This window comes from Actinacidiphila alni, from assembly GCF_900112845.1.
GTDB lineage: Bacteria > Actinomycetota > Actinomycetes > Streptomycetales > Streptomycetaceae > Actinacidiphila > Actinacidiphila alni.
In genome coordinates, this window is the sequence record NZ_FONG01000005.1 from 76522 (window position 1) to 100459 (window position 23938).

Below are 23938 nucleotides of genomic sequence, written 5' to 3' on the forward strand. Positions count from 1 at the left end.
TCAGGCCCCCAGCAGGGACTGCCCGCAGACCCGGACGACCTGCCCGGTGATGCCGCCGGAGCCGGCCGCGGCCAGCCAGGCGACGGTCTCGGCGACGTCGATCGGGAGCCCGCCCTGTCCGAGCGAGTTCATCCGGCGGCCGGCCTCACGGATGAACAGCGGTACGGCGGCGGTCATCCGCGTCTCGATGAAGCCGGGCGCGACGGCGTTGACGGTGATGCCGCGCTCGCGCACCTCGGGCACGGCGGCCAGGGCGCGGACGAAGCCGATGATGCCCGCCTTGGAGGCGGCGTAGTTGGTCTGCCCGGCGTTGCCCGCGATGCCGCTGATGGAGGCGGTGGCGACGATCCGGGCGCGGTCGGTGAGGGCGCCGGACTTCAGCAGGTGGTCGGTGGTGCGCAGCACGCTGCCGAGATTGACGTCGAGGACCGGGTCCCAGCGGTCGGCGGGCATGTTGGCGAGCTTGCGGTCGCGGGTGATGCCCGCGTTGTGCACGAGGACGTCGAGGCCGCCCGGTCCGTCGAGGCCGCCGACGCGCTCACCGCCGTCGCCCTGGACGGCCGCAGCGATCCGTTCGCCCGCGTCCGGCGCGGTGATGTCGAGCGGCAGCGCGCTGCCGCCGAGCCGGTCGGCGACGGCGGTGAGCGCGTCGGCGGCCTGCGGCACGTCCAGGCAGATCACGTGCGCGCCGTCCCTGGCCAGCGTCGCCGCGACCTGCTCGCCGATGCCGCGGGCGGCGCCCGTGACGAGGGCGACCCGCCGCTTCCCCGGACCGCCCGGACCGCCTTCCGGCGCCGGACCGACCTCGATGACCTGGCCGCTGACGTACGCGGACTTCGGCGACAGCAGGAAGCCGAGCGCGGCCTCCGCGTCCGCGCCGGGCGCGAGACGTACCAGCTGTACGGTCCTGCCGCGGCCGATCTCCTTGCCGAGCGAGCGGACGAAACCCTCCAACGCCTGCTGGGCGGCGGCCTGGTGCGGGTCGGCCGGGTCGATCCGCGCGCCGAGCACGACGACCCGGCCGCACGCGGCGAGCGACCGGACCAGCGGGTGGAGGGAGGCGTGCACGGCGCCGAGCCCGACGGGCTCGGCGATCGCGGTGGCGTCGAGCACGACGGCGGCGAGCGGTTCCGCGCGCGGCTCGGCGATGTCGCCGGCGGTCAGCCGCAGTACGGCGCCGTCGAGCGCCGGGTGCTCGGCGGACCAGCGGCGCAGCGGCGTCGGCTGGGGCAGGCCCAGGCGGCGGGTGAGAAAGCGGCCGGGGGCCGTGCCCGTCAGACGAAGGTAGCGATCGGCCATTGGCCTTCTCCTTACTCTGGAGTAAGTTTACCGGCGGTAAGGCTACTGGTGAGTCACTGTTCCGGCAAAGGGCCGCCAGGGCCCGTCCGGGTCGGTCCAGGTCGGTCCGGGCCGTGTCGGTCCGGAGGTCCCGGGCCGGGCCCGGACCAGCACCAGGTCCGCCGCATGCCCGCCGCGTGTCCGTTGAAGAGAGCCCCGAGCCCGCTCTCGGGGAACCGGGAGAACCGTATGCAGACCCTCCGCCGTGTCGCCGTCGTCGCGGGCAACCGCATCCCCTTCGCCCGCTCGGACGGCCCGTACGCCACCGCCTCCAACCAGGACATGCTCACCGCCGCGCTCGACGGCCTGGCCGACCGGACCGGGCTGCGCGGCGCGCGCCTCGGCGAATTCGCGGCCGGCGCCGTCCTCAAGCACAGCCGCGACTTCAACCTCGCGCGCGAGACGGTGCTCGGCAGCGCGCTGGACCCGACGACGCCCGCGTACGACATCCAGCAGGCGTGCGGCACCGGCCTCCAGGCCGTCTTCGCGGTCGCCGCCAAGATCGCCCTCGGCGTCATCGACTGCGGTGTCGCGGGCGGCGCCGACACCACCAGCGACGCGCCGCTCGGCGTCAACGACGAGCTGCGGCGCGTCCTGCTCGCCGCCCGCCGCGCAAAGTCCGTGGGCGCCAGGGCCCGCGCGCTCGCCGCCGTACGGCCGCGGCACCTCGCCCCCGACATCCCGCGCAACGCCGAGCCGCGCACCGGTCTGTCCATGGGCGAGCACGCCGCGCTCACCGCCGAGCGGTGGGGCATCACCCGGCAGGCGCAGGACGAACTCGCCGCCGCCAGCCACCGGCACCTCGCCGCCGCGTACGACCGCGGCTTCTTCGAGCCGCTGCTCACGCCGTACCGCGGCCTGGACCGGGACCAGAACCTGCGGCCGGACTCCACCGTCGACAAGCTCGCCAAACTCCGGCCCGTGTACGGCGGGCCCGGCGGCACCATGACCGCCGGGAACTCCACCCCGCTCACCGACGGCGCCGCCGTCGTCCTGCTCGCGAGCGAGGAGTGGGCGCGCGAGCGCGGGCTCGAACCGCTCGCGTACCTCACCGCGTACGAGACGGCCGCCGTCGATTACGTCGGCGGCGAGGAGGGGCTGCTCATGGCGCCCGCGTACGCCGTGCCGCGGATGCTGGGCCGGGCGGGGCTCGGCCTTGGCGACTTCGATCTCTACGAGATCCACGAGGCGTTCGCCTCGCAGGTGCTGGCGACGCTGGCCGCGTGGGAGGACAAGGAGTATTCGGTCGGGCGGCTCGGTCTTGACGGTCCCCTCGGCTCGCTCGACCGGTCCCGGCTCAACGTCGCCGGCTCCTCCCTCGCTACCGGGCACCCCTTCGCCGCGACCGGGGCGCGCATCGTCGCCACCCTGGCCCGGCTCCTCGCGGAGCGCGGCTCGCCCGGCCGCGGCCTCATCTCCATCTGCGCGGCCGGCGGCCAGGGCGTCACCGCCGTCCTGGAACGCCCCTGACCTGCGGTCCGCTTGCGTAAAGGGGTGCCCCCGGAAGGGCGTTCCCGGAAGAGCACCCCCTGAAGAGCACCCCCATCCGTACGTGCGGGCACGGACACCCTCGACAACTGGAGCCGACGAATGCAGACCCGTACTCCCGGGGCACCGGAGATACAGGCGGACGGCGACCGCGTCGTCCAAGCCGCGGTGCCGCCGTTGGTGCAGCTCCCCCCGAAGGGGAGCCTGGCCGACATTCCGTTCACGAACGCGGCCGAGGCCGCGGAGGAACCGCTGCTGAGCAGGAAGGACGGCACGGGCACGTGGCGTGACGTGACGGCGCGGGACTTCAGGAACGAGGTCGTGGCCGTCGCGAAGGGCCTGATCGCGGCGGGCCTGAAACCGGGCGACCGCCTGGCGATCATGGCGCGGACCACGTACGAGTGGACGCTGATCGACTTCGCGGGCTGGGCCGCGGGCCTGATCACGGTGCCGGTCTACCCGACGTCCTCCGCGTCCCAGACGGCCTGGATCCTCAAGGACTCGGGCGCCGCCGCGTGCGTGGTGGAGAACGTCGACCAGACCCGCCTGGTCAGCGGCGAACGCCGCGGCCTCCCGGACCTGGCGCACCTGTGGCAGCTGGACGCGGGCGCGGTGGCCCAGCTGACCGCCGAGGGCCGGGAGCTGCCGGACGCGCTCGTGGAGGGCAGGCGTGCGGGCCTGACCCCCGCGTCCGTCGCGACGCTGATCTACACCTCGGGCACCACCGGCCGCCCGAAGGGCTGCGTCCTGACGCACGCCAACTTCTTCGCCGAGGTCGACAACGCCACCGAACTGCTGCACCCGGTCTTCAAGTCGGTGAGCACCGAGCCCGCCTCGACGCTGCTGTTCCTGCCGCTGTCGCACGTCTTCGGCCGGATGGTCGCGGTGGGCTGCCTGCGCGCCCGGGTCCGCCTCGGGCACGCGCCGAGCATCGCGACCGACGACCTGCTCGCGGACCTCGCGGGCTTCAGGCCGACCTTCCTGCTGGCGATCCCGTACGTCCTGGAGAAGGTGTACAACACCGGCCGCGCCACCGCCGAGAAGATCGGCAGGGCCGCCTCCTTCGACCGGGCCGCGGCGATCGCGCGGCGGTACGGCGAGGCCGTCGTCGCCCGCCAGGCCGGCCGCGGCGCCGGCCCCTCGCTCGGGCTGCGACTGGCGCACGCGCTGTACGACCCGCTGGTCTACCGGCGGATCCGCGCCGCGCTCGGCGGCAAGGTGCGGTACGCGATCTGCGGCGGCTCACCGCTGGGCGAGCGCCTCGCCGCCTTCTACGCGGGCGCCGGCGTGATGGTCTTCGAGGGCTACGGGCTGACCGAGACCACGGCCGCGGCGACGGTGACGCCGCCGCTGGGCCCGCGGCTCGGCACGGTCGGCTGGCCGCTGCCGGGCACCGCCGTACGGATCGCGCCGGACGGCGAGGTGCTGCTGCGCGGCGGCCAGATCTTCGCCGGGTACTGGAATTCCGACAGCGGCGTACCCGCCGTTGAAGGCTGGTTCCCGACCGGGGACATCGGCGAGCTGGACGCGGACGGCTATCTGACGATCACCGGCCGCAAGAAGGAGATCCTGATCACGGCGGGCGGCAAGAACGTCGCCCCGGCGCCGCTGGAGGACCGGCTGCGCGCGCACCCGCTGGTCGGCCAGTGCATGGTGATCGGCGACAACCGCCCCTTCGTGGCCGCGCTGCTCACCCTGGAGGCGGACGGCCTCGGCCACTGGCAGCGGATGCACCACAAGGAGGGGCTGCGGCCGGCCGAACTGGCCGCCGACCCGGAGCTGCTCGCGGAACTCCAGAAGGCGGTGGACGACGCCAACTCCTCGGTGTCACAAGCCGAGTCGATACGGAAATTCCGGGTGCTTCCGGTGGAATTCACGGAGGACGGCGGACATCTCACACCGTCGATGAAGCTGAAGCGGGCGGCGGTGGCGCGCGACTTCGCCGCCGACATCGAGGAGCTGTACCGCAAGCGGCCCCGGTAGGGCGCGTCCCGACTTCCCGAAAGGCAGGGGCCCCGCACCGAAGTGCGGGGCCCCTTGGTACAGCAGGTTCGGGCGATTGATCTCCACCCTTGAGCTGGTCCGTGAAGGACTAGTTCGGGGTGACGTTCTCCGCCTGCGGACCCTTCGGGCCCTGCGTGACGTCGAAGGTCACCGGCTGGTTCTCCTCGAGGGAGCGGAAGCCGGAGGCGTTGATCGCGGAGTAGTGAACGAAGACATCCGGGCCGCCGCCGTCCTGGGCGATGAAGCCGAAGCCCTTTTCAGCGTTGAACCACTTCACGGTTCCGGTAGCCATAAAGCCCTCCTTGGGCCCAAAGGGTTGCCCTGCTCCAGAACCTGCTACTGCGAAGTCTGAAAACTACAAAAGCCTGCGGGTTACATGCTCCGCAGGCTCTGTACTGCAAGGGAAACCAAACTGCAACTTGCGATGAGCGTAGCACGCAGGGTCGAGGCCGGGGAAGGGTCTCAAGATCGGTCTTTCTGGGCGTTCGGATGTCGCCCGGAGGCCACTTCCACGTCACCTCTTCCACGTCGCCCGGGAGCCCCCGGCCGCTGCCCGGGAGCCCCCGGCCGCTGCCCGGGAGCCCCCGGCGAGGCTCCCGCGGCCCCCAGGAGTAGCGTCCATCAGGTGGACACATCAGAGCGTGACGCCGAAAGCGGCCGGACCCGCCCCCGGGTCGGCCACATCCAGTTCCTGAACTGCGTCCCCCTCTACTGGGGCCTGGCCAGAACGGGTGCGCTGCTCGACCTGGAGCTGACCAAGGACACTCCGGAGAAGCTCAGTGCCCAGCTCGTCGACGGTGACCTCGACATCGGCCCGGTCACCCTCATGGAGTACCTGCGACACGCCGACCAGCTCGTCGCGCTGCCGGACATCGCCGTGGGCTGCGACGGCCCCGTCATGTCCTGCGTGATCGTCAGCCAGGTCCCGCTGGAGCGGCTGGACGGCGAGCGGGTCGCCCTCGGCTCCACCAGCCGTACGTCGGTCCGCCTGGCCGAGCTGCTGCTCACCGAGCGGTACGGGGTCGCGCCCGACTACTTCCGCTGCCCGCCGGACCTCTCGCTGATGATGCAGGAGGCGCAGGCCGCCGTCCTGATCGGCGACGCCGCCCTGCGCGCCTCGCTGCACGACGCGCCCCGGCTCGGCCTGGAGGTCCACGACCTCGGCCAGATGTGGAAGGACTGGACCGGCCTGCCCTTCGTCTTCGCGATCTGGGCCGCCCGCCGCGACTACTACACCGCCCACCCGGACGCCGTCCACGACGTCCACCGCGCCTTCCTCGCCTCCCGCGACCTCTCCCTCGACGAGGTCGAGAAGGTCGCCGAGCAGGCCGCCCGCTGGGAGTCCTTCGACCAGGACCTGCTGCGCCGCTACTTCACCACCCTCGACTTCTCCCTCGGCGCCGACCAGCTCACCGGCATCGCCGAATTCGCCCGCCGCGTCGGCTTCCCCCCGTCCGCACGCGTCGACCTGATCTGACCCCACCCGGGCCGGCGGCCCGGCCCCCGGGAACCAGCACCCCCTTCTGCCTCGTCCATGGCAATGAATTCGCCAAGTGGGCATGATGCCCAGAGGTGTTGTCGTACGGCGGCGGGGGTGCTGACGGGTGACGGGGCGGCCGACGGATTGGGATGTGCTGGATCTGGACCGGGATCCGGTGCCGGGTGATCCGTTCGAGGTGAAGGAACTCGCCCGGAAGCTGGGGGATTTCGCCGATGACGTCGCCTCGGCGCTGCGGTCGGTGAAGGGGCTGAACGGTGACACGGCCGTCCAGGAGTGGGCGGGGCTGTCGGGGGATGCGTACCGGGATCAGTTCGGTGAACTCCCGGGGCGTCTGGACAAGTTGGAGCGTTCCTACCGGCTGGCGTCGGGTGCTTTGGACGACTACTGGCCGAAGCTGGAGACGGCGCAGGCGGATGCCGACCGGGCGCTGGCCCAGGGGCGTACGGCACGGCAGGAGTTGGACTCCGCGCAGTCGCAGCTGACCAATGCCGATGCGTGGGTGAAGCGGGCCCAGGACAAGTCGAAGTCCTACCAGGACGATCCCAAGCCGAACGTGCCGCCGCCGTCGGCGGAGGAGGTGCGGGCCGCGGCCCGCAATGCCACGGACGCGAACAACGCGCACACCACCGCGTCCACGGCCGTCCACAACGCCCAGGCCAAGCTCGACGCCGCGAAGCAACTGGCGGCTGACGCCGCCCAGTTGAGGGACGACGCGGCCTCGACGGCCCAGCACGCCCTGCACGAGGCGTCGGATGCGGGCATCAAGAACAAGCACTGGTGGGAGAAGGCGGTCGACTGGGTCGCGGACCACTGGGACGACATCATCGCCGTCTGCAAGGTCATCGTCGCCGTGCTGGGCATTGTGGTCCTGATCATCGGCGGCCCGCTGGCCTGGCTCGTCCTGGCCGCGGCGGTGCTGGTGCTGGCCGACACGGTGATGAAGTACCTGCAAGGCAAAGCCAGCCTGTGGGACGTGCTGTTCGCGGCCCTGGACTGCATCCCCATGTTCAAGGGCCTGACCACCGCCGGCGGCCTGCTGAAGATGGCCCGCGAGCTCCCCGCCCTCCTCAAGTCCGGGCGCGCGCTGGAGAACATCGCCAACAGCATCCGCAAGGGCGCGAGCAGCATCGGTGAGACCAGCCGCATGCTGAAGAAGCTGTTCACGTGCGGCGACCCGATCGACATGGCAACCGGCGAGATGGTCATGGGCGCCACCGACGTCGAACTGCCGGGCGTGCTGCCGCTGGTGCTGGAACGCACCCACCGCACCGGCTTCCGCGGCGGACGCTGGTTCGGCGCGTCCTGGGCCTCCACCCTCGACCAGCGGCTGACCGCCGACGACCAGGGCGTGCGGTTCACCACCGCCGACGGCATGACCCTGGACTACCCGATACCCGACGCCGACCGCCCCGTGCTGCCGGTCACCGGCCCGCAATGGCCGCTGAGTTGGGACGGCACCCCCGGCGGCACGATGTCCGTCGCCCAGCCGGAGTCCGGCCTGACCCTGCACTTCCGCCCGCTGCCCGACCGCAGCCCGGCCGAACTGCCGCTCGCCGCCGTCACCGACCGCAACGACAACCACATCACGTACCACTACGACGACGCCGGGCATCCCACCGAGGCCGTCCACCACGCCGGTTACCGCGTCGGCGTCACCACCGCCGACGGCCGGATCACCGCCCTGCACCTCCTGTCCGACCCCGACCGGCCCCTGCTGCTCGCCTTCGGCCACACCGACGGCCGCCTCACCACCGTCACCAACTCCTCCGGCCTGCCGCTGACCTTCGGCTACGACGACGCCGACCGCATCACCACCTGGCAGGACCGCAACGCCACCCACTACGGCTACACCTACGACACCGCCGGCCGCTGCGTCCGCACCACCGGCACCGACGGCATCCTCGCCTACACCTACCGCTACGACGACCGCACCCGCACCACCGAGGCCGTCGACTCCCTCGGCCACACCACCACGTACGAGTTCAACGACCGCTGCCAACTCCTCCGCGAAACCGACCCCCTGGGCCACACGACCCACCGCACCTGGGACACCCGCGACAACCTCCTCACCCTCACCGACCCGCTCGGCGGTGTGACCGCCTACCGTTACGACGCCCATGGCAACCCCACCCGTATCACCCACCCCGACGGCACGGTCACGCAAGCGGAATTCGACGGTCCGGGCCGTCCGCTGCGGATCACCACCGGGGACGGCGCGGTGTGGTCGCAGACCTATGACGCGCGCGGCAACGCGCTGACGACGACCGATCCGCGGGGCGCGGTGACATCGGTGACGTACGACGGGATCGGCGGCCTTCGCGAGGTGACGGACGCGCTCGGCCACCGCCAGCGGTTCATGTCGGCCCCCGACGGGCTTCCGGTGGCGGTGGAGCAGGCCGACGGTTCCGTGACCCGCTGGGAGCGGGACGCGTTCGGCCGGATCGTCATGGAACGCAATCCGCTCGGTGAGGTCACCAGGCTGTCGTGGACCGTGGAAGGCCGCATGGCATCGCGGGTTCTGCCCGACGGCGCGACCGAGCGCTGGGCGTACGACGGTGAGGGCAATCTCGTCGAACACCTGGATCCGCTGGGCGCCGTGACCCGGTGCGAGACCGCGCCCTTCGACCGCGTCGCGGCGAGAACCGGCCCGGACGGCGCACGTACCACGTTCCGCTACGACACCGAACTGCGGCTGGTCGAGGTGGTCAACGCGGTCGGCTCCCGCTGGAACTACCGGTACGACCCGGCCGGCCGTCTTGTCGAGGAGACCGACTTCAACGGCAGGACGGTGCGTTACGAGCGCGACGCGGCGGGCCGGGTCCTCGGACGCACCAACGGCGCCGGGGAGCGCGTGTCGTACGAGCGGGACGCCGTCGGCCGACTGGTGGCCGTGCGGCACACCGACGGCACGGCCACCACATACGGCTACGACCCCGTGGGCCGCCTGGTGCGTGCGGAGAACGCCCATTCGTTGCTTCTCATGGAACGCGACGTGATGGGCGCGGTCATGGCCGAGTCGGTCAACGGCCGTACGACGCACAGTCGTTACGACGAGCTCGGGCGGCGTGTGGAGCGCGTGACGCCGGCCGGACGCCGTTCCGTGTGGAGCTACGGAGTCACCGGACTGCCGCGGAGCCTGACCGTCGGCGGGGACACGCTGGCGTTCTCCCACGACGCGGCGGGGCGGGAGCGGACGCGGACGCTGGCCGATGTGCTGACCCTCGACCAGGGCCGGGATTCCATGGGCCGGCTGTCGAGCCAGACCATGACCGTGGTGGGCGGGGACAGTTCCAGCGGCTTCGAGCGCGGTTACACCTATCGCCCCGACGGCCGGCTCTCCGGCCGCAGCGGCTCGGACCCCGACGACAATCTGGACTTCCGGCTCGACGCCGCCGGCCGGGTCGTCGGCGTCCTGGCTGCTGACGGCGCCGAACGCGAGTCGTTCTCCTACGATCCGCTGGGCAACATCAACGCGTCGTTGAGCACGGAGGACGGAACGGCGGCCGCGGGAGGCGCCCGCGCGGTCGAGGGCACGCTGCTGCACCACGCGGGCCGCTCGTCCTACGCCTACGACGGCCAGGGGCGGGTGATCCGGCACACGCGGCGGCTGCTCTCGGGCGGTCGCCGTGTGTGGGAGTACCGATGGGACGCCGAGGACAGGATGACGGGTGTCACGACGCCCGACGGCGTCGTATGGCGGTATCTGTACGACGGGCTGGGCCGCCGGATCGCCAAGCAGCGGCTGGACGGCGACACCGTGGCGGCCGAGACGGTGTTCGTCTGGGACGGCGCACGGATGACCGAGGAGACGGCCGGTCGGGCGACCACGACATGGGAGTACGCGCCGGGCACCCACCGACCGCTGGCACAGATCGACGAGCGCTTCTACGCCATCGTCACCGATCTCATCGGTGCCCCGAGTGAACTCGTCGATTCGGACGGGGGCGTGGCGTGGCGCAGCACGGCCACCGTGTGGGACCGCGGGCCCGTCGTCGGCGGCCGGACGGGCTGTCCGTTGCGCTTCCCCGGCCAGTACGCCGATGCCGAGACCGGACTCCACTACAACCATCTGCGGTACTACGACCCGGTCACCGCCCGCTATCAGAGTCCGGATCCGCTCGGCCTGGTCCCGGCGCCCAATCACCATACGTACGTCGAGAATCCGTACGACGAGATCGACCCCTTCGGCCTGTCGCCCTGCACGGAGGTCGGCCGCGCGCTCAAGCCCGGCGAGATCTTCATCTACCGCGCCGTCCAGTCCAAGGAGTTGGCGCAACTCCTCAAGACCCGACGGTTCGAGAACGTCCTCGGCATCGAGACGAAGTACTTCTCGACGACGATGGAAGGCGCGGCGGCCTACGCCCGCGCCGCGTTCAAGGCGTACAAGGAGGAAGGCCCTTATACGCTGGTCCGATCCGTGATCCACAAGGACGCCATCAACCCCGAGAGCCTGATCGACCACCTGGCGGACGCGGGCGGTGGCATCGACGCGCTGGCCCTGTCCGTGGAGGAGATGGCCCACGCGGGACGGGTCCGTATCCTGCCCTTCATGCCCCTGCCCTGATACGCAAACCATCCGATCTCCGACGGGAACGCGCCATGGACGTCATCGTCACCTCGGACAACGCTCAGCTCCTCGATGTGTGGCGGCAGCACCTGGGCGCCGGTCTTCCGGTGGAATTGTGGAAGGCCGAACCTCGTGACGTACCGGCCGACGCCGTGATGGTCTCCGGGATGTTCGCGCACGGACGGTACGGGGGGCGGCCGACGCCGGGGCGGGCGCAGATTCTGCGGAACGGGCGGGGGGACGGCTACCCCGGCCTCGTGGTCGTGCCCGCGACGCGCCCGGCGATGCTGGACGCCGAGGGCCAACCGGTGGTTCGGCCCGAGTACGCCGACATCAGCCCCGCCTACTTCGGCGTCTCGCGTGCCCTGGACGCCCTGCGAGAATGGAACGCGTCCGGGCAGGAGCCGCGGGTGGAGGTCTTGCTCTTCCCCCTGGGGCTGCTCGGCATGGAGTCGCCGGCCGACACAGCGACGCCGGAGTCGGTGGGCCGGGCCGTGCGGGAGTGGGTGAACCAGGCATGACCGGCCCCGGCGGGCTGACGGAGGTCGCGGTGGGGTCGTACAACATCCTGCACGCCACCACGACCTGCCCGCGCAACGGCGAGACCGGCCCCGTCGAGATCGAGTTCACCTTCGGGCGCCTCGACTTCCGGGACTACCGCGTCGGCGACATCCTCGACTGGGGCACCAAGGGCCTGCGCGAGCCGAAGCAGCGGCCGGTCGGCGGGGACTACGACAACGAGGGCTACGTCGAGTGCCCGGTGTGCCACAAGGACTACTGGGTCTGGATCACCGTCCGCGCCGACGTCATTACCGACGTCCGCGTCGACCCCACCCGCCCGGGACACATCCCGTGACGCCGGGACCCGGTCCCAGCGGCCGGACGACGGCGGCGATGCGGCGGCTGGCCGGGCAGGTGCAGGACGAACTGGCCCTGGCCGGGCTGCCGTCGGCGACCGGCGCGCACCCGTTGGTGGCGCGGGGCGTGCGGGTGGAGATCGACGCGCTCGACGACGAGGATCCCGGCGTCGTGGTGTCCTGGCGCCCGCACCCCAGCCTGGCGGCCGCCGCGGACCGGGCGGTGGCCGCGCGGGACGTCGCGGCGGGGACGATGCGGCGGTTCGGCGAGATCGAGCGTGCCATGGGCCCGGCACTGGCGGCCGTGCTCGGCTCGGCGGGCTTCACCCTGGACCCCGACGCCGACCTCCCGCCCCACCTGCTCCGCGTCACCGCGGCCCCGCCCGACGGCGGGACGGCGGGGCTGCTGACGGGACCGGAAGGCGGCGCCAGGTGACGGCGGGTGGCGGCAAACGGTGGGGTGCGGGAAGGTGGGCGGGTGGGGTTGGACGGGGGAGGGGGAGGACATGGGCGGGACGCCGGACCGGCTGGCGGTCGATCTGACCGGTCTTGAGGATTTCGCGCGGACCCTGGAGTCGGTGCGGACGACCATGAACGGCACGCGGAAGCTGTTCGACTCGTACGAGGCGAAGATGGGCTCGGACAAGGTGTCCGGCGCCCTGGACGGCTTCGAGCACAACTGGAAGGACGGCCGCAAGGAGATCGACGGGCAGTTGGAGGGCCTGTCGAAGATGGCGCACACCGCGGTCAGCGAGATCCAGAAGGCGGACAAGGACCTGGCCGACCAGTTGGCGAAGTCCGCGGACGGGGACGGGAACGGGAACGGGAAATGACGCAGCAGGACACCGAACGCCCGCGCCCCGTACGGGTGATGCCCGTCGAGCGGGAGGGCTTCTCGCTGACGGTGCCGATGACGTGGTGGGAGTTCGACCTGCACCCGGCCACCCGCGACGACAGCGTACGGCGCATGATCGCGCAGCGGGTGAAGGAGAATCCGGCGCTGGCCGAGCACCGGGAAGTGCTGGGCCGGTTCCTGAAGAAGGCGGCGCGGGACGCGTACGAGAGCGGCGCGGTCTACATCGGCTGCATGGCGCAGAACTTCGGCGCGCTGCCGCTCACCGCGTCGGTGACGGTGTCGCTGGTGGGCGCGCGCACCGCCGACGGCCAGCTGCTGGCCGCCGACCCGGCGTCGATCGTGGCCGGCCTGCGCGCCCGGGAGGCGGTCAAGGACGGCGACCCGTGGCGCAAGGTGACCACCGTCGAGATCCCGGAGACGGGCCTGGCGGCACGGACGTACGGCATCGAGGACGTGACCGTGCCGGGCGACTCGCGCCCGGTCCGCACCGTGCTGATGCAGACCTTCATTCCGCTTCCGGGCCAGGCCGACAAGGTCGCGCTGGTCGCGGGCAGCAGCGCCGTGCTGGACCTCGCCGACTCCTTCTTCGATATCTTCGACGCGGTCACGTCAACGTTTCGGTACCGGGAACCGGGGGCTGCACCCGCCGCGTCCACCCCTGTAGGTTGAAGCATCAGCAGACCATCAGACACATCTGCGACCAGGAGCCACGGGGGTCGGCCCTGCGGCACGTTCGACGAGAGGTAAGCCGCTATGGCTAATGTCAACGTTACGTATCAGGACATGCGGGACGCGGCCACGAAGCTGCGCAACGGTCAGCACGAGATCACCGAGAAGCTGAACACGCTGCACAAGTTCGTCCAGGACCTCGTCAACGGCGGGTACGTCACGGACCGTTCGTCGAAGCAGTTCGACCAGTCGTACAGCGAGTTCAACACCGGTGCCACCAAGACCATCGAGGGTCTGGACGGCATGGGCAAGTTCCTGGAGAGCGCGGCCGACGCGTTCCAGCAGGCGGACGAGCAGCTCGCCAAGGGCCTCAACGGCTGACGCAGCTGTCAACGGCTGACACGGCCGACCGCCGCCCGTACGTCCCTACGGATGGACGCACGGGCCGGTCCGGCTCCGCGATGCGCCGCGGCGACGACACCGTCCGCCGCGGCGCACTCGCGTCTACGGGGACTACGGGGACTACGGGGGCTTCGGGCACCCGGGGACGGCCCCGGCCCCTGGCGTACGCTGGGCGGGTCCGACCTGAACCCCCTCCGAAGGGACCTGCCCGGTGACTTCCCCGGTGAGCGATATCGCAGCCGTCCTCGACCGTGCCGCGGCCGGTGGCCGGATCACCCCGCAGGAGGCGCTCGACCTCTACCGCTCGGCACCCCTGCACGCGCTCGGCTCCGCCGCCGACGCCGTACGCCGCCGCCGGTACGCGGGCACCGAGCACATCGCGACGTACATCATCGAGCGGAACATCAACTACACGAACGTCTGCGTGACGGCGTGCAAGTTCTGCGCCTTCTACGCCGCGCCCAAGGACACCGGCAAGGGCTGGTCGCGCGGGCTCGACGACATCCTGCGGCGGTGCGCGGAGACGGTGGAGCTGGGCGGCACCCAGATCATGTTCCAGGGCGGCCACCACCCCGACTACGGCGTGGAGTACTACGAGGAGCACTTCGCCGCGATCAAGGCGGCCTTCCCGCAGCTGGTCATCCACTCCCTCGGCGCCTCCGAGGTCGAGCACATGGCGAAGATCTCCGGCGTCAGCGCCGAGGAGGCGATCCGCCGGATCCACGCGGCCGGCCTCGACTCCTTCGCGGGCGCCGGCGCCGAACTGCTGCCGGAGCGCCCCCGCAAGGCCATCGCCCCGCTGAAGGAGTCCGGCGAGCGCTGGCTGGAGATCATGGAGACCGCCCACAACCTGGGCGTCGAGTCCACCTCCACCATGCTGATGGGCACCGGCGAGACCAACGCCGAGCGGATCGAGCACCTGCGGATGATCCGCGACGTGCAGGACCGCACCGGCGGCTTCCGCGCCTTCATCCCGTACACGTACCAGCCGGAGAACAACCACCTGAAGGGGCAGACGCAGGCGACCCTCTTCGAGTACCTGCGGATGATCGCCATCGCCCGGCTCTTCCTCGACAACGTCGCGCACATCCAGGGCTCCTGGCTGACCACCGGCAAGGAGGTCGGCCAGCTCTCCCTGCACTACGGCGCCGACGACCTCGGCTCGGTGATGCTGGAGGAAAACGTGGTGTCCTCGGCCGGCGCCAAGCACCGCTCCAACCGCATGGAGCTGATCCACCTCATCCGCTCCGCCGGCCGCGTCCCGGCGCAGCGCGCCACCACCTACGAGCACCTGGTCGTGCACGACGACCCGGCGGACGACCCGGTCAACGACCACGTCGTCTCGCACCTGTCGTCCACCGCGATCGAGGGCGGCACCGCGCACCCGGAGCTGAAGCTGCTCGGCAGCTCCGCCTCGCACTGACCCCTTTTCCTTACGGGGATCCTTTCGGGGATCCCTACGGGTTCCGTACGAAAATCGGGGTGCGCCACCCGTGCGCGGCGGCCGTGCTGGATCATGGAGGCATGCTGACGCTTCACGTGGCCCCGCTGCTCCGGCTCACCGCGGACGGCGAGGCCGCCCCGGACGGCGCCGTCCTCGTCGACGGCGGCCGGGTCGTCGCGGTCGGGCCGATGGACGAGGTCGCCGCCGCGCACCCCGAGGCCCGGGTACGGCGCTGGCGCGGCACCATCGGCCCCGGCCTGGTCGCCGACGGGGTCCGGGTGCTGCTGGAGGAGACTTACCACGAGGACCCGAACGACCCCGGGCGCGCCCGGGACCGTACCGAGTCCGTACGGCGCGGCATCCACGGGCTGCTCACCCGCGGGGTCACCGGCGTCGTGGACGACCTCACCGACGGGGACGTACGGGCCGCCGTCGACCGCACCGGGCTGCTGCGGCTGTGGCCCGGCACCACCTCGCCCGGCCTCGCGCCCGGCGGGCGCGCCGACCTCGCCGTCTTCGACAGCGAGGGGTCGTGCGTGGCGACCGTGCTCGGCGGGCGGATCGTGCACCGCAGGGCCTGACGTCCCCGGCCGCCGGGGGCGGAATAAGGTGGGGGCGTGACCCGGGCATCCTTGGACAAGCAGCCGCAGGACGTCGCCGCCATGTTCGACGACGTGGCGGCCAAGTACGACCTGACCAACGACGTACTGTCCCTCGGGCAGACCCGGCTCTGGCGCCGGGCCGTCGCCCAGGCCCTCGACGTCACCCCCGGCGAACGTGTCCTCGACCTCGGCGCGGGCACCGGTACGTCGTCGCTGCCCTTCGTCGCGGCCGGCGCGTCCGTCGTGCCGTGCGACTTCTCCCTCGGCATGCTCCGCGAGGGCAAGAAGCGGCGGCCGGAACTCCCGCTCACCGCCGGGGACGCGACCCGGCTGCCGTTCGCCGACGGCGTCTTCGACGCCGTCACCATCTCCTTCGCGCTGCGCAACGTCCAGGACACCGCCGCCGCGCTGCGGGAGATGCGGCGGGTGGCCCGGCCGGGCGGGCGGCTGGTCATCTGTGAGTTCAGCCACCCCACCTTCCGGCCCTTCCGCACCGTCTACACGGAGTACCTGATGCGGGCCCTTCCGCCGGTCGCCACCGCCGTGAGCAGCAGCCCCGACGCGTACGTCTATCTCGCCGAGTCCATTCGTGCCTGGCCGGATCAGGCGGCTCTCGCCGCTCAACTCCAGTCCGCCGGCTGGTCCTCCGTCGCCTGGCGCAACCTCACCGGCGGCATCGTCGCCCTCCACCGGGCCACGGCCTGACTCCTGCGGAGTGCGGTGCCCCTCCGGGGGGAGAGGGTGCCCGATGTCTTTTAGGGGCGCGGGGACGCGCGCTGCGCCGGCGGAAGTGGGTGCCCGATAGGGGCGCGGGGAACTGCGCGGCCCGCCCCCACCGGCCGGTGGTCGCACAAACAACAGCGTCTGCCCCGCTGGGGGCGGTTTGTCAGCAGCAGCCCCGCGCGGCCTGAGCGCGCAGTTCCCCGCGCCCCTGGAAGGGCACCCTCCTCCGCATGCCCCTGGTAGGGGCACCCTCCTCCGCGCAGGGGCGGGTCGGGAAAAGGCCGGGCGGGTCCGGGCGGGGGACCATAGGGTGGCCCGATGCAGATCAACGGGGTGTTCGGAGCGGGCCCGTGGTCCCGCCCGGCAGCGGCCGGCGCGGCCCCGGCAGGGGCACTCCTCACCCTCGCCGCGGTGATCGGCGCGGCAACCGGCCCGGCGGTCCACGAACCGACCGTCGGCTGGTGGGACCGCACCCGCATCTCCCTGGCCGCCCTCCTCCAGGGCATCGGCCCCTCCCTGACCGCGAAGACCTCGCTGCGCGAGACCGGCGTCGGCTACGGAGAAGCCTTCTCCTCCAGCGACGGCACGATCGCCGGCTCCGGCCTGACGGGCGCGCCGTCCGCCCACGCGTCGTACACGGTGGTCCCGCTGACCGTGACACTCCTGTGGATCGCCGTGCTGTGGCTGGCGCTGCGTTACTTCGTCCGGGCCGGAGGCCACCAAGCCGCGGTACGGGCCGCGGTCGTCTCCGCGGTGGCCGCCCTGGCGCTGGCGCTGGCCGCGCCGCTGACCATCGACAGCACGCGCCTGACGCCGAGCCCCGTCGCCGTGGTGTGCGGCGCGCTGCTGCTCGGCCTGGTCACGGGCCTGGCGGCGCTGCCCGCGCCCGGCCGCGCGGCCTGGCTCGCCGCCCGCCCGGCGGCGCGTGCCGCCCTGCGCGTCGTGACGACCGCCGCGCTCGGCCTCGTCCTGGCGGTCCTGCTCTGCGGCGCGATCGCCTTCGCCGTGGCTGTCGCGTACGGCGACGACATCACCGGCTGGGGCGTCCTGGCCGCCGCCGTCCTGCTGCCGAATCTGGGCACGGCGGGCCTCGCCGTCGGCTGGGGCGGCCCGCTGAAGGTGACCTTCTCGCTGTACGGCGGCGAGGACTCCCGTACGGCGGACCACACGGTCGGCCTGTCGGACCTGACGCATGTGTGGGGCGGCTGGGCGTGCGTGCTCGCGGTCGCCGCGGGCGTGGTGTGCGCGGTCGGCTACGGCGTGCTGGTGTCGTGGCGTACGGCGACGCGCGGCGAAGGTTTCCTGGCGGCCGGAGTGTTCGCCGTACTGTTCACGGCCCTGGTCGCGGTGGGCGGCGCCTCCACGGACACCACGTCCGTCTTCGGGGCGGCGCGTTCGGCGTCCGGCGGGTCCGACGCGTCCGCCTGGACCAACCGGCAGTCGGTGGGCGGGGGAGTGGCGTTCGCGCTGCTCTTCGGCCTGCTGTGGTCGGTGGCCGCCGTCGCGGCGGGACCGTACGTACGGCGGGCCCTCGGCGGCGGTACGGGTCCGCGGCCCGCGCTGCTGCGGGAGGAGGCGGCGTACGCGGCGGCGGCGTACGCGGCGGCCCCGGCGTACGGGGGCGCCGTACCGCCCCGGCCGGCCGTGCCCCCGCAGCCGTCCGTACCCCCGCAGCCGGCCGGGCCGCCCGTCCTCGACCTCGGCCTGATCACCCCGGAACGCCCGGACAAGCCGTAACGGCCCGCCCGGCGACGGACGTTCGTCACTCGACGCCGCCCGGGGCGGCCGGCCGGCGACCCGCCGGGCCCGCGGTTGGGGCGGGCGCCGCCGCGTCCGGCCGCCGGGCCAAATAGACTCGGGCACCACCGAGCAGTCACTCGCCGAAACGGGAGAGCCCACCGTGACCGACACCGCCCTGTCCGAGCGCAGCGCCGATGTGATCGTCGTCGGCGCCGGTCCCGCCGGCTCGACGACCGCGTACTACCTGGCCAAGTCCGGGCTGGACGTCCTGCTGCTGGAGAAGACGGCCTTCCCGCGCGAGAAGGTGTGCGGCGACGGCCTGACCCCGCGCGCCACCAAGCAGCTGGTGTCGATGGGCATCGACATCTCGCAGGAGGCGGGCTGGCTGCGCAACAAGGGCCTGCGCATCATCAGCGGCGGCGTCCGCCTGGAGATGGACTGGCCGGACCTGGCCGCGTACCCGGACTACGGCCTGGTCCGCAAGCGCGACGACTTCGACGACATCCTCGCCCAGCAGGCGGTGAAGGCGGGCGCGACGCTGTACGAGCGGTGCAATGTGGGCGGCCCGGTCACCGACCCGCGCACCGGCCGGATCACCGGCGTCGAGGCCAAGCTCGGCGAGGAGAAGCGGCCGGTCACCTTCCACGCGCCGCTGGTGGTCGCCGCCGACGGCAACTCCACCCGGCTGTCACTGGCGATGGGCCTGCACCGCCGCGAGGACCGGCCGATGGGCGTCGCGGTCCGTACGTACTTCACCTCGCCGCGGCACGAGGACGACTACCTGGAGTCGTGGCTGGAGCTGTGGGACCGGCGCGGGCCGCAGGACCGCCAACTGCCCGGCTACGGCTGGGTCTTCGGCCTCGGGGACGGCACGTCCAACGTCGGCCTCGGCATCCTCAACTCCTCCTCCGCCTACCGCGAGCTGGACTGGCGCGAGGTGCTCAAGACGTGGTGCGCGTCGATGCCGGAGGACTGGGGCTTCACCCCGGACAACATGACGCAGCCGATCCGCGGCGCCGCCCTCCCGATGGCGTTCAACCGCAAGCCGCACTACACCAAGGGCCTGGTCCTGGTCGGCGACGCGGGCGGCCTGGTCAACCCGTTCAACGGCGAGGGCATCGCGTACGCGATGGAGTCCGGCCAGATCGCGGCCGACGTCATCACCCAGGCGCACGCCCGCGCCACCGCCGCGCAGCGCGAACTGGCCCTGCAGAACTACCCGCAGATCCTCAAGGACACCTACGGCGGCTACTACACGCTCGGCCGCGCCTTCGTGAAGCTGATCGGCAACCCGAAGGTCCTCCAGATCGCCACCCAGCGCGGCCTGACGCACCCGATGCTGATGCGCTTCTGCCTGAAGCTGCTGGCGAACCTCACCGACCCGACCGGCGGCGACGCGATGGACCGCGTGATCAACGGTCTGACGAAGATCACGCCCAGGGCCTAGCCGATGTCACAGCTCGCCTTCCCGCTCTTCGACCCGGCCGCCGGCCAGGGGGCACGGCAGTTCGCCGAACTCGGCCTCGCGCTGCTGCTGTCCACCCTGATCGGCGCCGAGCGGGCGACACAGCAGAAGAGCGCCGGGCTGCGCACGCACACCCTGGTCGGGGTGGGCAGCGCGCTGTTCATGGAGGTGTCCCAGCACGGGTTCAACGCCGTGCTGGGCCTGCAGAACGTGTCGTTCGACCCGTCGCGGGTCGCCGCGCAGATCGTCTCCGGCATCGGTTTCATCGGCGGCGGCCTGATCTTCGTGCGCCGCGACGCGGTCCGCGGGCTGACCACCGCGGCGACCGTCTGGCTGACCTGCGCGGTCGGCATGGCCTGCGGCGGCGGGCTGCCGCTGCTGGCCATCGGGGTCACCTTCGCGCACTTCCTGGTGGTCCAGGGCTATCCGTGGCTGACCCGCCGCGTCGCCTTCCTGGCCACGCCCGAGCGCACCCGGCTGCATCTGGCGTACCGGATCGGCACCGGTGTCCTCACCCGCGTGCTGGAACACGCCGCCGCGCAGGGCTTCCGTGTGGTCCAGGTCCGGGTCGACCGCGCCGCGCGGCACCCCGACGACGAGGACGCCCCCGCCCCGGAGGCGGGTACGGCGCTGGTCGCCGTCGACGTCGAGGGCACCACCGATCCGGCGCGTCTCGTCGCCGAACTCGCCGATTTCCCCGAACTCCTCAGCGTTTCCTCGGTCGCGGACGAGTCCGCCGACTAACCCTCTTCCAGCGCGGCCCGCAGCCGTGCGAAGCCCTCCGACCGCCACCGTTCGCCGTACGTCCTCCGCGTCCATACCCGTCCTCCCGTGCGTCCCGACCCTCGACGCTATCCGCGCGTCTATACGGGCAGCGCCCAGCCCGGCCCGTCGCCCGAGCCGATCCGCACCCGCTGCCCCTCCGCCGTGACGGCCATCGTGAACTCCGCCAGATGCGGCGCACCCGCGTGCTCCCACAGCCCGACGGCCTCCTCGACCGCGTCCCACAGCCGGACTGGGCTGCCACCCGGCGAGCGTCACCAGCACCGTCCCGCCCGCGGGCGGCGGCGTTGCCGTGCGAGACTCCAAGGATCCGGCCGGGCCGGTGCTCGGCTTCGGCGCGGACGCGTTCGCCGCGTTCGTGGCGGGCCTCAAGGGCGGTCAAACTCGGAACCGGTGTGATCCGTACAACCTTCGAGGACTGTCGGCAGTCGCTTGTGGTGCACAGGAACGCCGGGTTCCGAGGGACGTGTCCGGGGGATGCCGACTGTGAAAGCTCTTGGGATATGGCGCCGTTCGACCGCCGCGCCGGCGGTCGGCGCGGCCGTGCTGTTCGGTCTGGCGGTCTTCGCGGGACCGGTCCGGGCCGCCGATGAGCCGGTGCTGCCGCTGATCGCGCTCAGCACCGTGGGGCTGCCCCAGCCCACCGACCCGTTCCACCTTCCGCAGATCGACTGGCGGGTGGACTCCGACGACGACAACACCGCCGTCACGAACATCGACGTCACCCTCGACATGTCGGGCATCAGCTCGTTCGCCGACGTGACGCCGTCGACGGTGTGCACGGGCTACACCTGTGAGTGGAAGCAGCCCGTGCTCCACTTCGGTGCGGGCGGTCTGGCCGAACTCGCCGCCAAGCCGGGCGCGGAGGTCGGCGACAGCGGCACGGCGGTGCTGTCCGGCACGGCGGACGGAGCGACGCTGACCCCGACGACGGTGAAGGTCACCGTGGGCAAGGTCGCGCTGGTGGTCAATCAGCTTCCGAAGACGGAACACTCCACACCGGGCGACACGCTGGACGCGGGCATCACGGTGTCCAACACCGGCCAACTCCCCGCCGCCGGAGCCGACCTGGAGTTGACGACCACGCTCGGTCTCGGCTTCACGCGGCACTTCTCCAACTGTGTCTACCGCACCAAGGCCGTCGACAAGGCGTTCCCGTCGCTGGCCGACGACGCCCTGTGCCACTTCGCCGCCACGCTGGCGCCCGGCACCAAGTACAGGCTGTCCGCTCCGCTCGGCCTCGACGTGAACAACCGCGCGCTGTGGGACCTGGTGCGCTACCGCGTGACCGTGGCGACCGGTGACGCGCCTACGGCCGCCGGCCACGGCCCGGTGCTCTCGCTCGTACCGGACGGCCCCGCCCTCGCGAGCGACGCCGTGACCGCCGACTGGAAGATCAGCACCGACAACACCGCGGATCTCGTCGCCGGGGGCGACAGTGCCCGCGCGTCGGTCGGCGACACGGTGGTGGTCATCGCGTCGATGCGCAACGAGGGCCCGGCCACCGTGGACGTGGACGCGCTGGGCACCGACGGTCAGCTCGGCGTCATGGTCGACATCCCCAAGGGCACCACCGCGGTGAAGGTGCCGGGCAACTGCGGTGTGTGGGCGGGCGACGGCCCCGCCGGGTCCAAGCCCGGCGCACCGAGGTACGTCTGCGAGGTCGACGCCCCGTTCAAGGCCGGTCAGGTGGTCCGGCTGCCCTTCACCCTGCGGATCGACGCGGGCGCGCCCGCGGTGACCGAGGGCCTGGTCCGTACCACCACGGTCTACGGTGACGAGGATCTGCCGTTCGACCCCCGGCATGCCGACGACACCGCGCCGCTGACCGTCCGCGTACGCGGCGGTGCCACCGGCAGCCCGTCCCCGGACCCGTCGGCGACGGGCGGCACGGGCTCCGCCGGGGGGACCGGCGGTTCGGCGCGGCCGGACGGACAGCACGGGGCCGCGATCCCGGCCGTCGCCAGCAGTTCCACGGGCGGCTCCGGGAACGACAGCGGCTCGCTCGCCTCCACCGGCAACTCCGGCGCCCGGCCGGTCGCCTGGAGCGCTGCCACTGCCCTCGCCATCGGCGGCGCCTTCTTCGCCCTGGCCCGCGTCCGCCGCACCCCAGCCGTGGACACCTGACCCGTCCCTCCCGGAGGTCTGAGCGGGAATTCCGTGGTGCGCCGTAAGCGCAGGAAAGCCGCATAACAGACAGAAGGCCGCCGCGAGTTGCCCCCGGAGGGCGTTGCGGCGGCCTTCTGGCGTAAAAGGGGAAAGCGTCCGAAAAGGGGTGGAGCGGGTCAGAGGACCCGGACCGCCCAGTCGGGCATGTAGTCGGACATCGGGTGGATCGCCACCGGTGTCGAGGGGTTGGCCGCGTCCAGGTACTGGCCGTCGCCGATGTAGACGCCCACGTGGTAGGCGCTGCCCTGGCCGCCCCAGAAGATGAGGTCGCCGGGCTGGACGTCGGAGACCGAGACCGGGGTGCCGACGTTGGACTGTTCCTGCGAGGTGCGCGGGAGGTCGACGCCGACGGTGGCGTAGGCGACCTGGGTCAGGCCCGAGCAGTCGTAGGAGTCGGGGCCGGTGGCGCCGTAGACGTACGGCTTGCCGATCTGCGACTTCAGGAAGCTGATCAGCTTCCCTGCGCTGCCGGTGGCCGTGGACGTGACCGTGGAGTCGCTCGACGGCGTGCTCGACGGGGACGGGGACGGGGTCGCCGAGGGAGAGGGGGCCGAAGTGGCCGCCGTGGAGAGCGTGGTGCGCTCGGCGGAGCGGGAGGCGGCGGCCTGCGCGGCGGCGCGCTCACGCGCCTCCTGGGCGGCCTTGGCGGCCTTCGCCTCGGCGGCGGCCTTCTCGTCGGCCTTCTTCTTCGTGGCGGCGGCCTCCTTGGCCGCGGCGGCGACCGCCTGGTCCTTGGCGGCGTCCAGCGAGAGGTCGGCGGCGGCCTGGTCGATCGCCGCGGCGGCGTCCTCCGCGCTGACAGCGGTGCTCAGGGAAGCGGCGAGGTCCGCCGGGGTCACGGCGGGGATGCCGTGGGCCGGGGTGTGCGCCGGGGTGGTGTCGGTGTTGTCGGCCAGGGCCGGGGCGGCCGAGCCGCCGAGAGCGATCGCGCTGACGACGCCGCCGACGAGTCCTGCCCTGCGCACCCAGTTCGGGCGGCCCGGCGCGGCGTGCCGCCGGCGGCGTATATGCGAGTCGGCCTGCGGAGCGGTATGGGGATCGGACGCTGAGGTCCGCAACTGGTTCGGGGACATGCGTCCCTGGCTATCAGGAACGAATGGTTCCGTTCAACAAAGGTGGGATGCGACACAGTTGACGTGCTCACGGCTCAAATGCCCTGTTTGCGATCTTGCTTGGCGAGCGCTTTGGTCCGTTTTGAAATGAGCTGCCGCCTATGTGCTCGTGCACGCTTTCACGCGCGTGAATCCCGCGTGAATCCCGGCCTCCGCGACCCCGGCCGCCGGCTCGCCGCGCGCTATCACGGCGTTCCGTCCAGCGCCAATTTGCTTCC

The 23938-nt window shown here is 72.2% G+C and carries 21 protein-coding genes; 18 read left to right on the forward strand and 3 right to left on the reverse strand.

All coding sequences use genetic code 11. The features are described 5' to 3' along the window. Positions 1-1299 carry a 3-oxoacyl-ACP reductase gene (locus BM076_RS10130; protein WP_093713110.1) on the reverse strand — a complete coding sequence of 433 codons (1299 nt, stop codon included), beginning with the start codon at positions 1297-1299 and terminating at the stop codon, positions 1-3. A 228-nt stretch (positions 1300-1527) separates the two neighbouring features. Between BM076_RS10130 and BM076_RS10135 the strand changes: the two genes are divergently transcribed. Next, positions 1528-2808 (forward strand): acetyl-CoA C-acetyltransferase, encoded by a 1281-nt coding sequence (locus BM076_RS10135; RefSeq protein ID WP_093713111.1) that lies wholly within the window; start codon positions 1528-1530, stop codon positions 2806-2808. Positions 2809-2928: 120 nt separating this feature from the next. Next, positions 2929-4809 carry an AMP-dependent synthetase/ligase gene (locus BM076_RS10140; RefSeq protein WP_093713112.1) on the forward strand — a complete coding sequence of 627 codons (1881 nt, stop codon included), beginning with the start codon at positions 2929-2931 and terminating at the stop codon, positions 4807-4809. Between the two features lie 109 nt (positions 4810-4918). Here BM076_RS10140 and BM076_RS10145 read toward each other — a convergent pair whose 3' ends face one another. Next, positions 4919-5122, reverse strand: coding sequence for a cold-shock protein (locus BM076_RS10145; RefSeq protein WP_033177709.1), 204 nt, complete (start codon positions 5120-5122; stop codon positions 4919-4921). 333 nt (positions 5123-5455) lie between these two features. On the opposite strand from BM076_RS10145, the gene BM076_RS10150 reads away from it, so the two are divergent. From BM076_RS10150 to BM076_RS10225, 16 genes are all read left to right on the forward strand, one after another. Beyond that, a complete protein-coding gene (locus BM076_RS10150) occupies positions 5456-6307 on the forward strand; it encodes a menaquinone biosynthetic enzyme MqnA/MqnD family protein (protein WP_093713113.1) in 852 nt (283 codons plus the stop codon). A gap of 154 nt (positions 6308-6461) precedes the next feature. Beyond that, positions 6462-10895, forward strand: coding sequence for a DUF6531 domain-containing protein (locus BM076_RS10155; protein WP_093713114.1), 4434 nt, complete (start codon positions 6462-6464; stop codon positions 10893-10895). A 35-nt stretch (positions 10896-10930) separates the two neighbouring features. After that, entirely contained in the window at positions 10931-11419 is a 489-nt protein-coding gene (locus BM076_RS10160) for a hypothetical protein (RefSeq protein ID WP_093713115.1), read from the forward strand. Further along, positions 11416-11754 (forward strand): hypothetical protein, encoded by a 339-nt coding sequence (locus tag BM076_RS10165; RefSeq protein WP_245795940.1) that lies wholly within the window; start codon positions 11416-11418, stop codon positions 11752-11754. Before BM076_RS10160 ends, BM076_RS10165 begins: the two co-directional genes overlap by 4 nt. Continuing rightward, positions 11751-12191, forward strand: a complete 441-nt coding sequence (locus BM076_RS37955; protein ID WP_143120548.1) for a hypothetical protein — start codon at positions 11751-11753, stop codon at positions 12189-12191. Before BM076_RS10165 ends, BM076_RS37955 begins: the two co-directional genes overlap by 4 nt. Positions 12192-12261: 70 nt before the next feature. Continuing rightward, complete coding sequence (locus tag BM076_RS10175; protein ID WP_093713117.1) at positions 12262-12588, forward strand: hypothetical protein; 327 nt, start codon at positions 12262-12264, stop codon at positions 12586-12588. Next, a complete protein-coding gene (locus tag BM076_RS10180) occupies positions 12585-13280 on the forward strand; it encodes a hypothetical protein (protein WP_245795942.1) in 696 nt (231 codons plus the stop codon). The genes BM076_RS10175 and BM076_RS10180 overlap by 4 nt, the downstream gene beginning before the upstream one ends. Before the next feature lie 84 nt (positions 13281-13364). After that, entirely contained in the window at positions 13365-13661 is a 297-nt protein-coding gene (locus BM076_RS10185; protein WP_093713118.1) for a WXG100 family type VII secretion target, read from the forward strand. 244 nt (positions 13662-13905) lie between these two features. Then, entirely contained in the window at positions 13906-15105 is a 1200-nt protein-coding gene (gene mqnC, locus BM076_RS10190; RefSeq protein WP_093713119.1) for a cyclic dehypoxanthinyl futalosine synthase, read from the forward strand. Positions 15106-15206: 101 nt separating this feature from the next. Then, positions 15207-15707 carry an imidazolonepropionase-like domain-containing protein gene (locus BM076_RS10195; RefSeq protein ID WP_093713120.1) on the forward strand — a complete coding sequence of 167 codons (501 nt, stop codon included), beginning with the start codon at positions 15207-15209 and terminating at the stop codon, positions 15705-15707. Positions 15708-15743: 36 nt separating this feature from the next. Further along, the gene (locus BM076_RS10200) at positions 15744-16433 is read left to right on the forward strand and encodes a demethylmenaquinone methyltransferase (protein ID WP_093713121.1); all 690 of its coding nucleotides are present in this window, start codon (positions 15744-15746) and stop codon (positions 16431-16433) included. 336 nt (positions 16434-16769) lie between these two features. Further along, positions 16770-18188, forward strand: coding sequence for a hypothetical protein (locus tag BM076_RS10205; RefSeq protein WP_093713122.1), 1419 nt, complete (start codon positions 16770-16772; stop codon positions 18186-18188). A 163-nt stretch (positions 18189-18351) separates the two neighbouring features. Continuing rightward, the gene (locus BM076_RS10210) at positions 18352-19638 is read left to right on the forward strand and encodes a geranylgeranyl reductase family protein (RefSeq protein ID WP_093713123.1); all 1287 of its coding nucleotides are present in this window, start codon (positions 18352-18354) and stop codon (positions 19636-19638) included. A gap of 3 nt (positions 19639-19641) precedes the next feature. Next, positions 19642-20400, forward strand: a complete 759-nt coding sequence (locus BM076_RS10215; RefSeq protein ID WP_093713124.1) for an MgtC/SapB family protein — start codon at positions 19642-19644, stop codon at positions 20398-20400. A gap of 271 nt (positions 20401-20671) precedes the next feature. Continuing rightward, complete coding sequence (locus BM076_RS38290; RefSeq protein ID WP_093713125.1) at positions 20672-20929, forward strand: DUF397 domain-containing protein; 258 nt, start codon at positions 20672-20674, stop codon at positions 20927-20929. Beyond that, entirely contained in the window at positions 20917-22566 is a 1650-nt protein-coding gene (locus BM076_RS10225) for a COG1361 family protein (protein WP_143120549.1), read from the forward strand. The genes BM076_RS38290 and BM076_RS10225 overlap by 13 nt, the downstream gene beginning before the upstream one ends. Before the next feature lie 158 nt (positions 22567-22724). Here the strand turns inward: BM076_RS10225 and BM076_RS10230 are convergent, their stop codons facing one another. Continuing rightward, a complete protein-coding gene (locus tag BM076_RS10230; protein ID WP_245795943.1) occupies positions 22725-23573 on the reverse strand; it encodes a C40 family peptidase in 849 nt (282 codons plus the stop codon). Between the last annotated feature and the right edge of the window lie 365 nt (positions 23574-23938).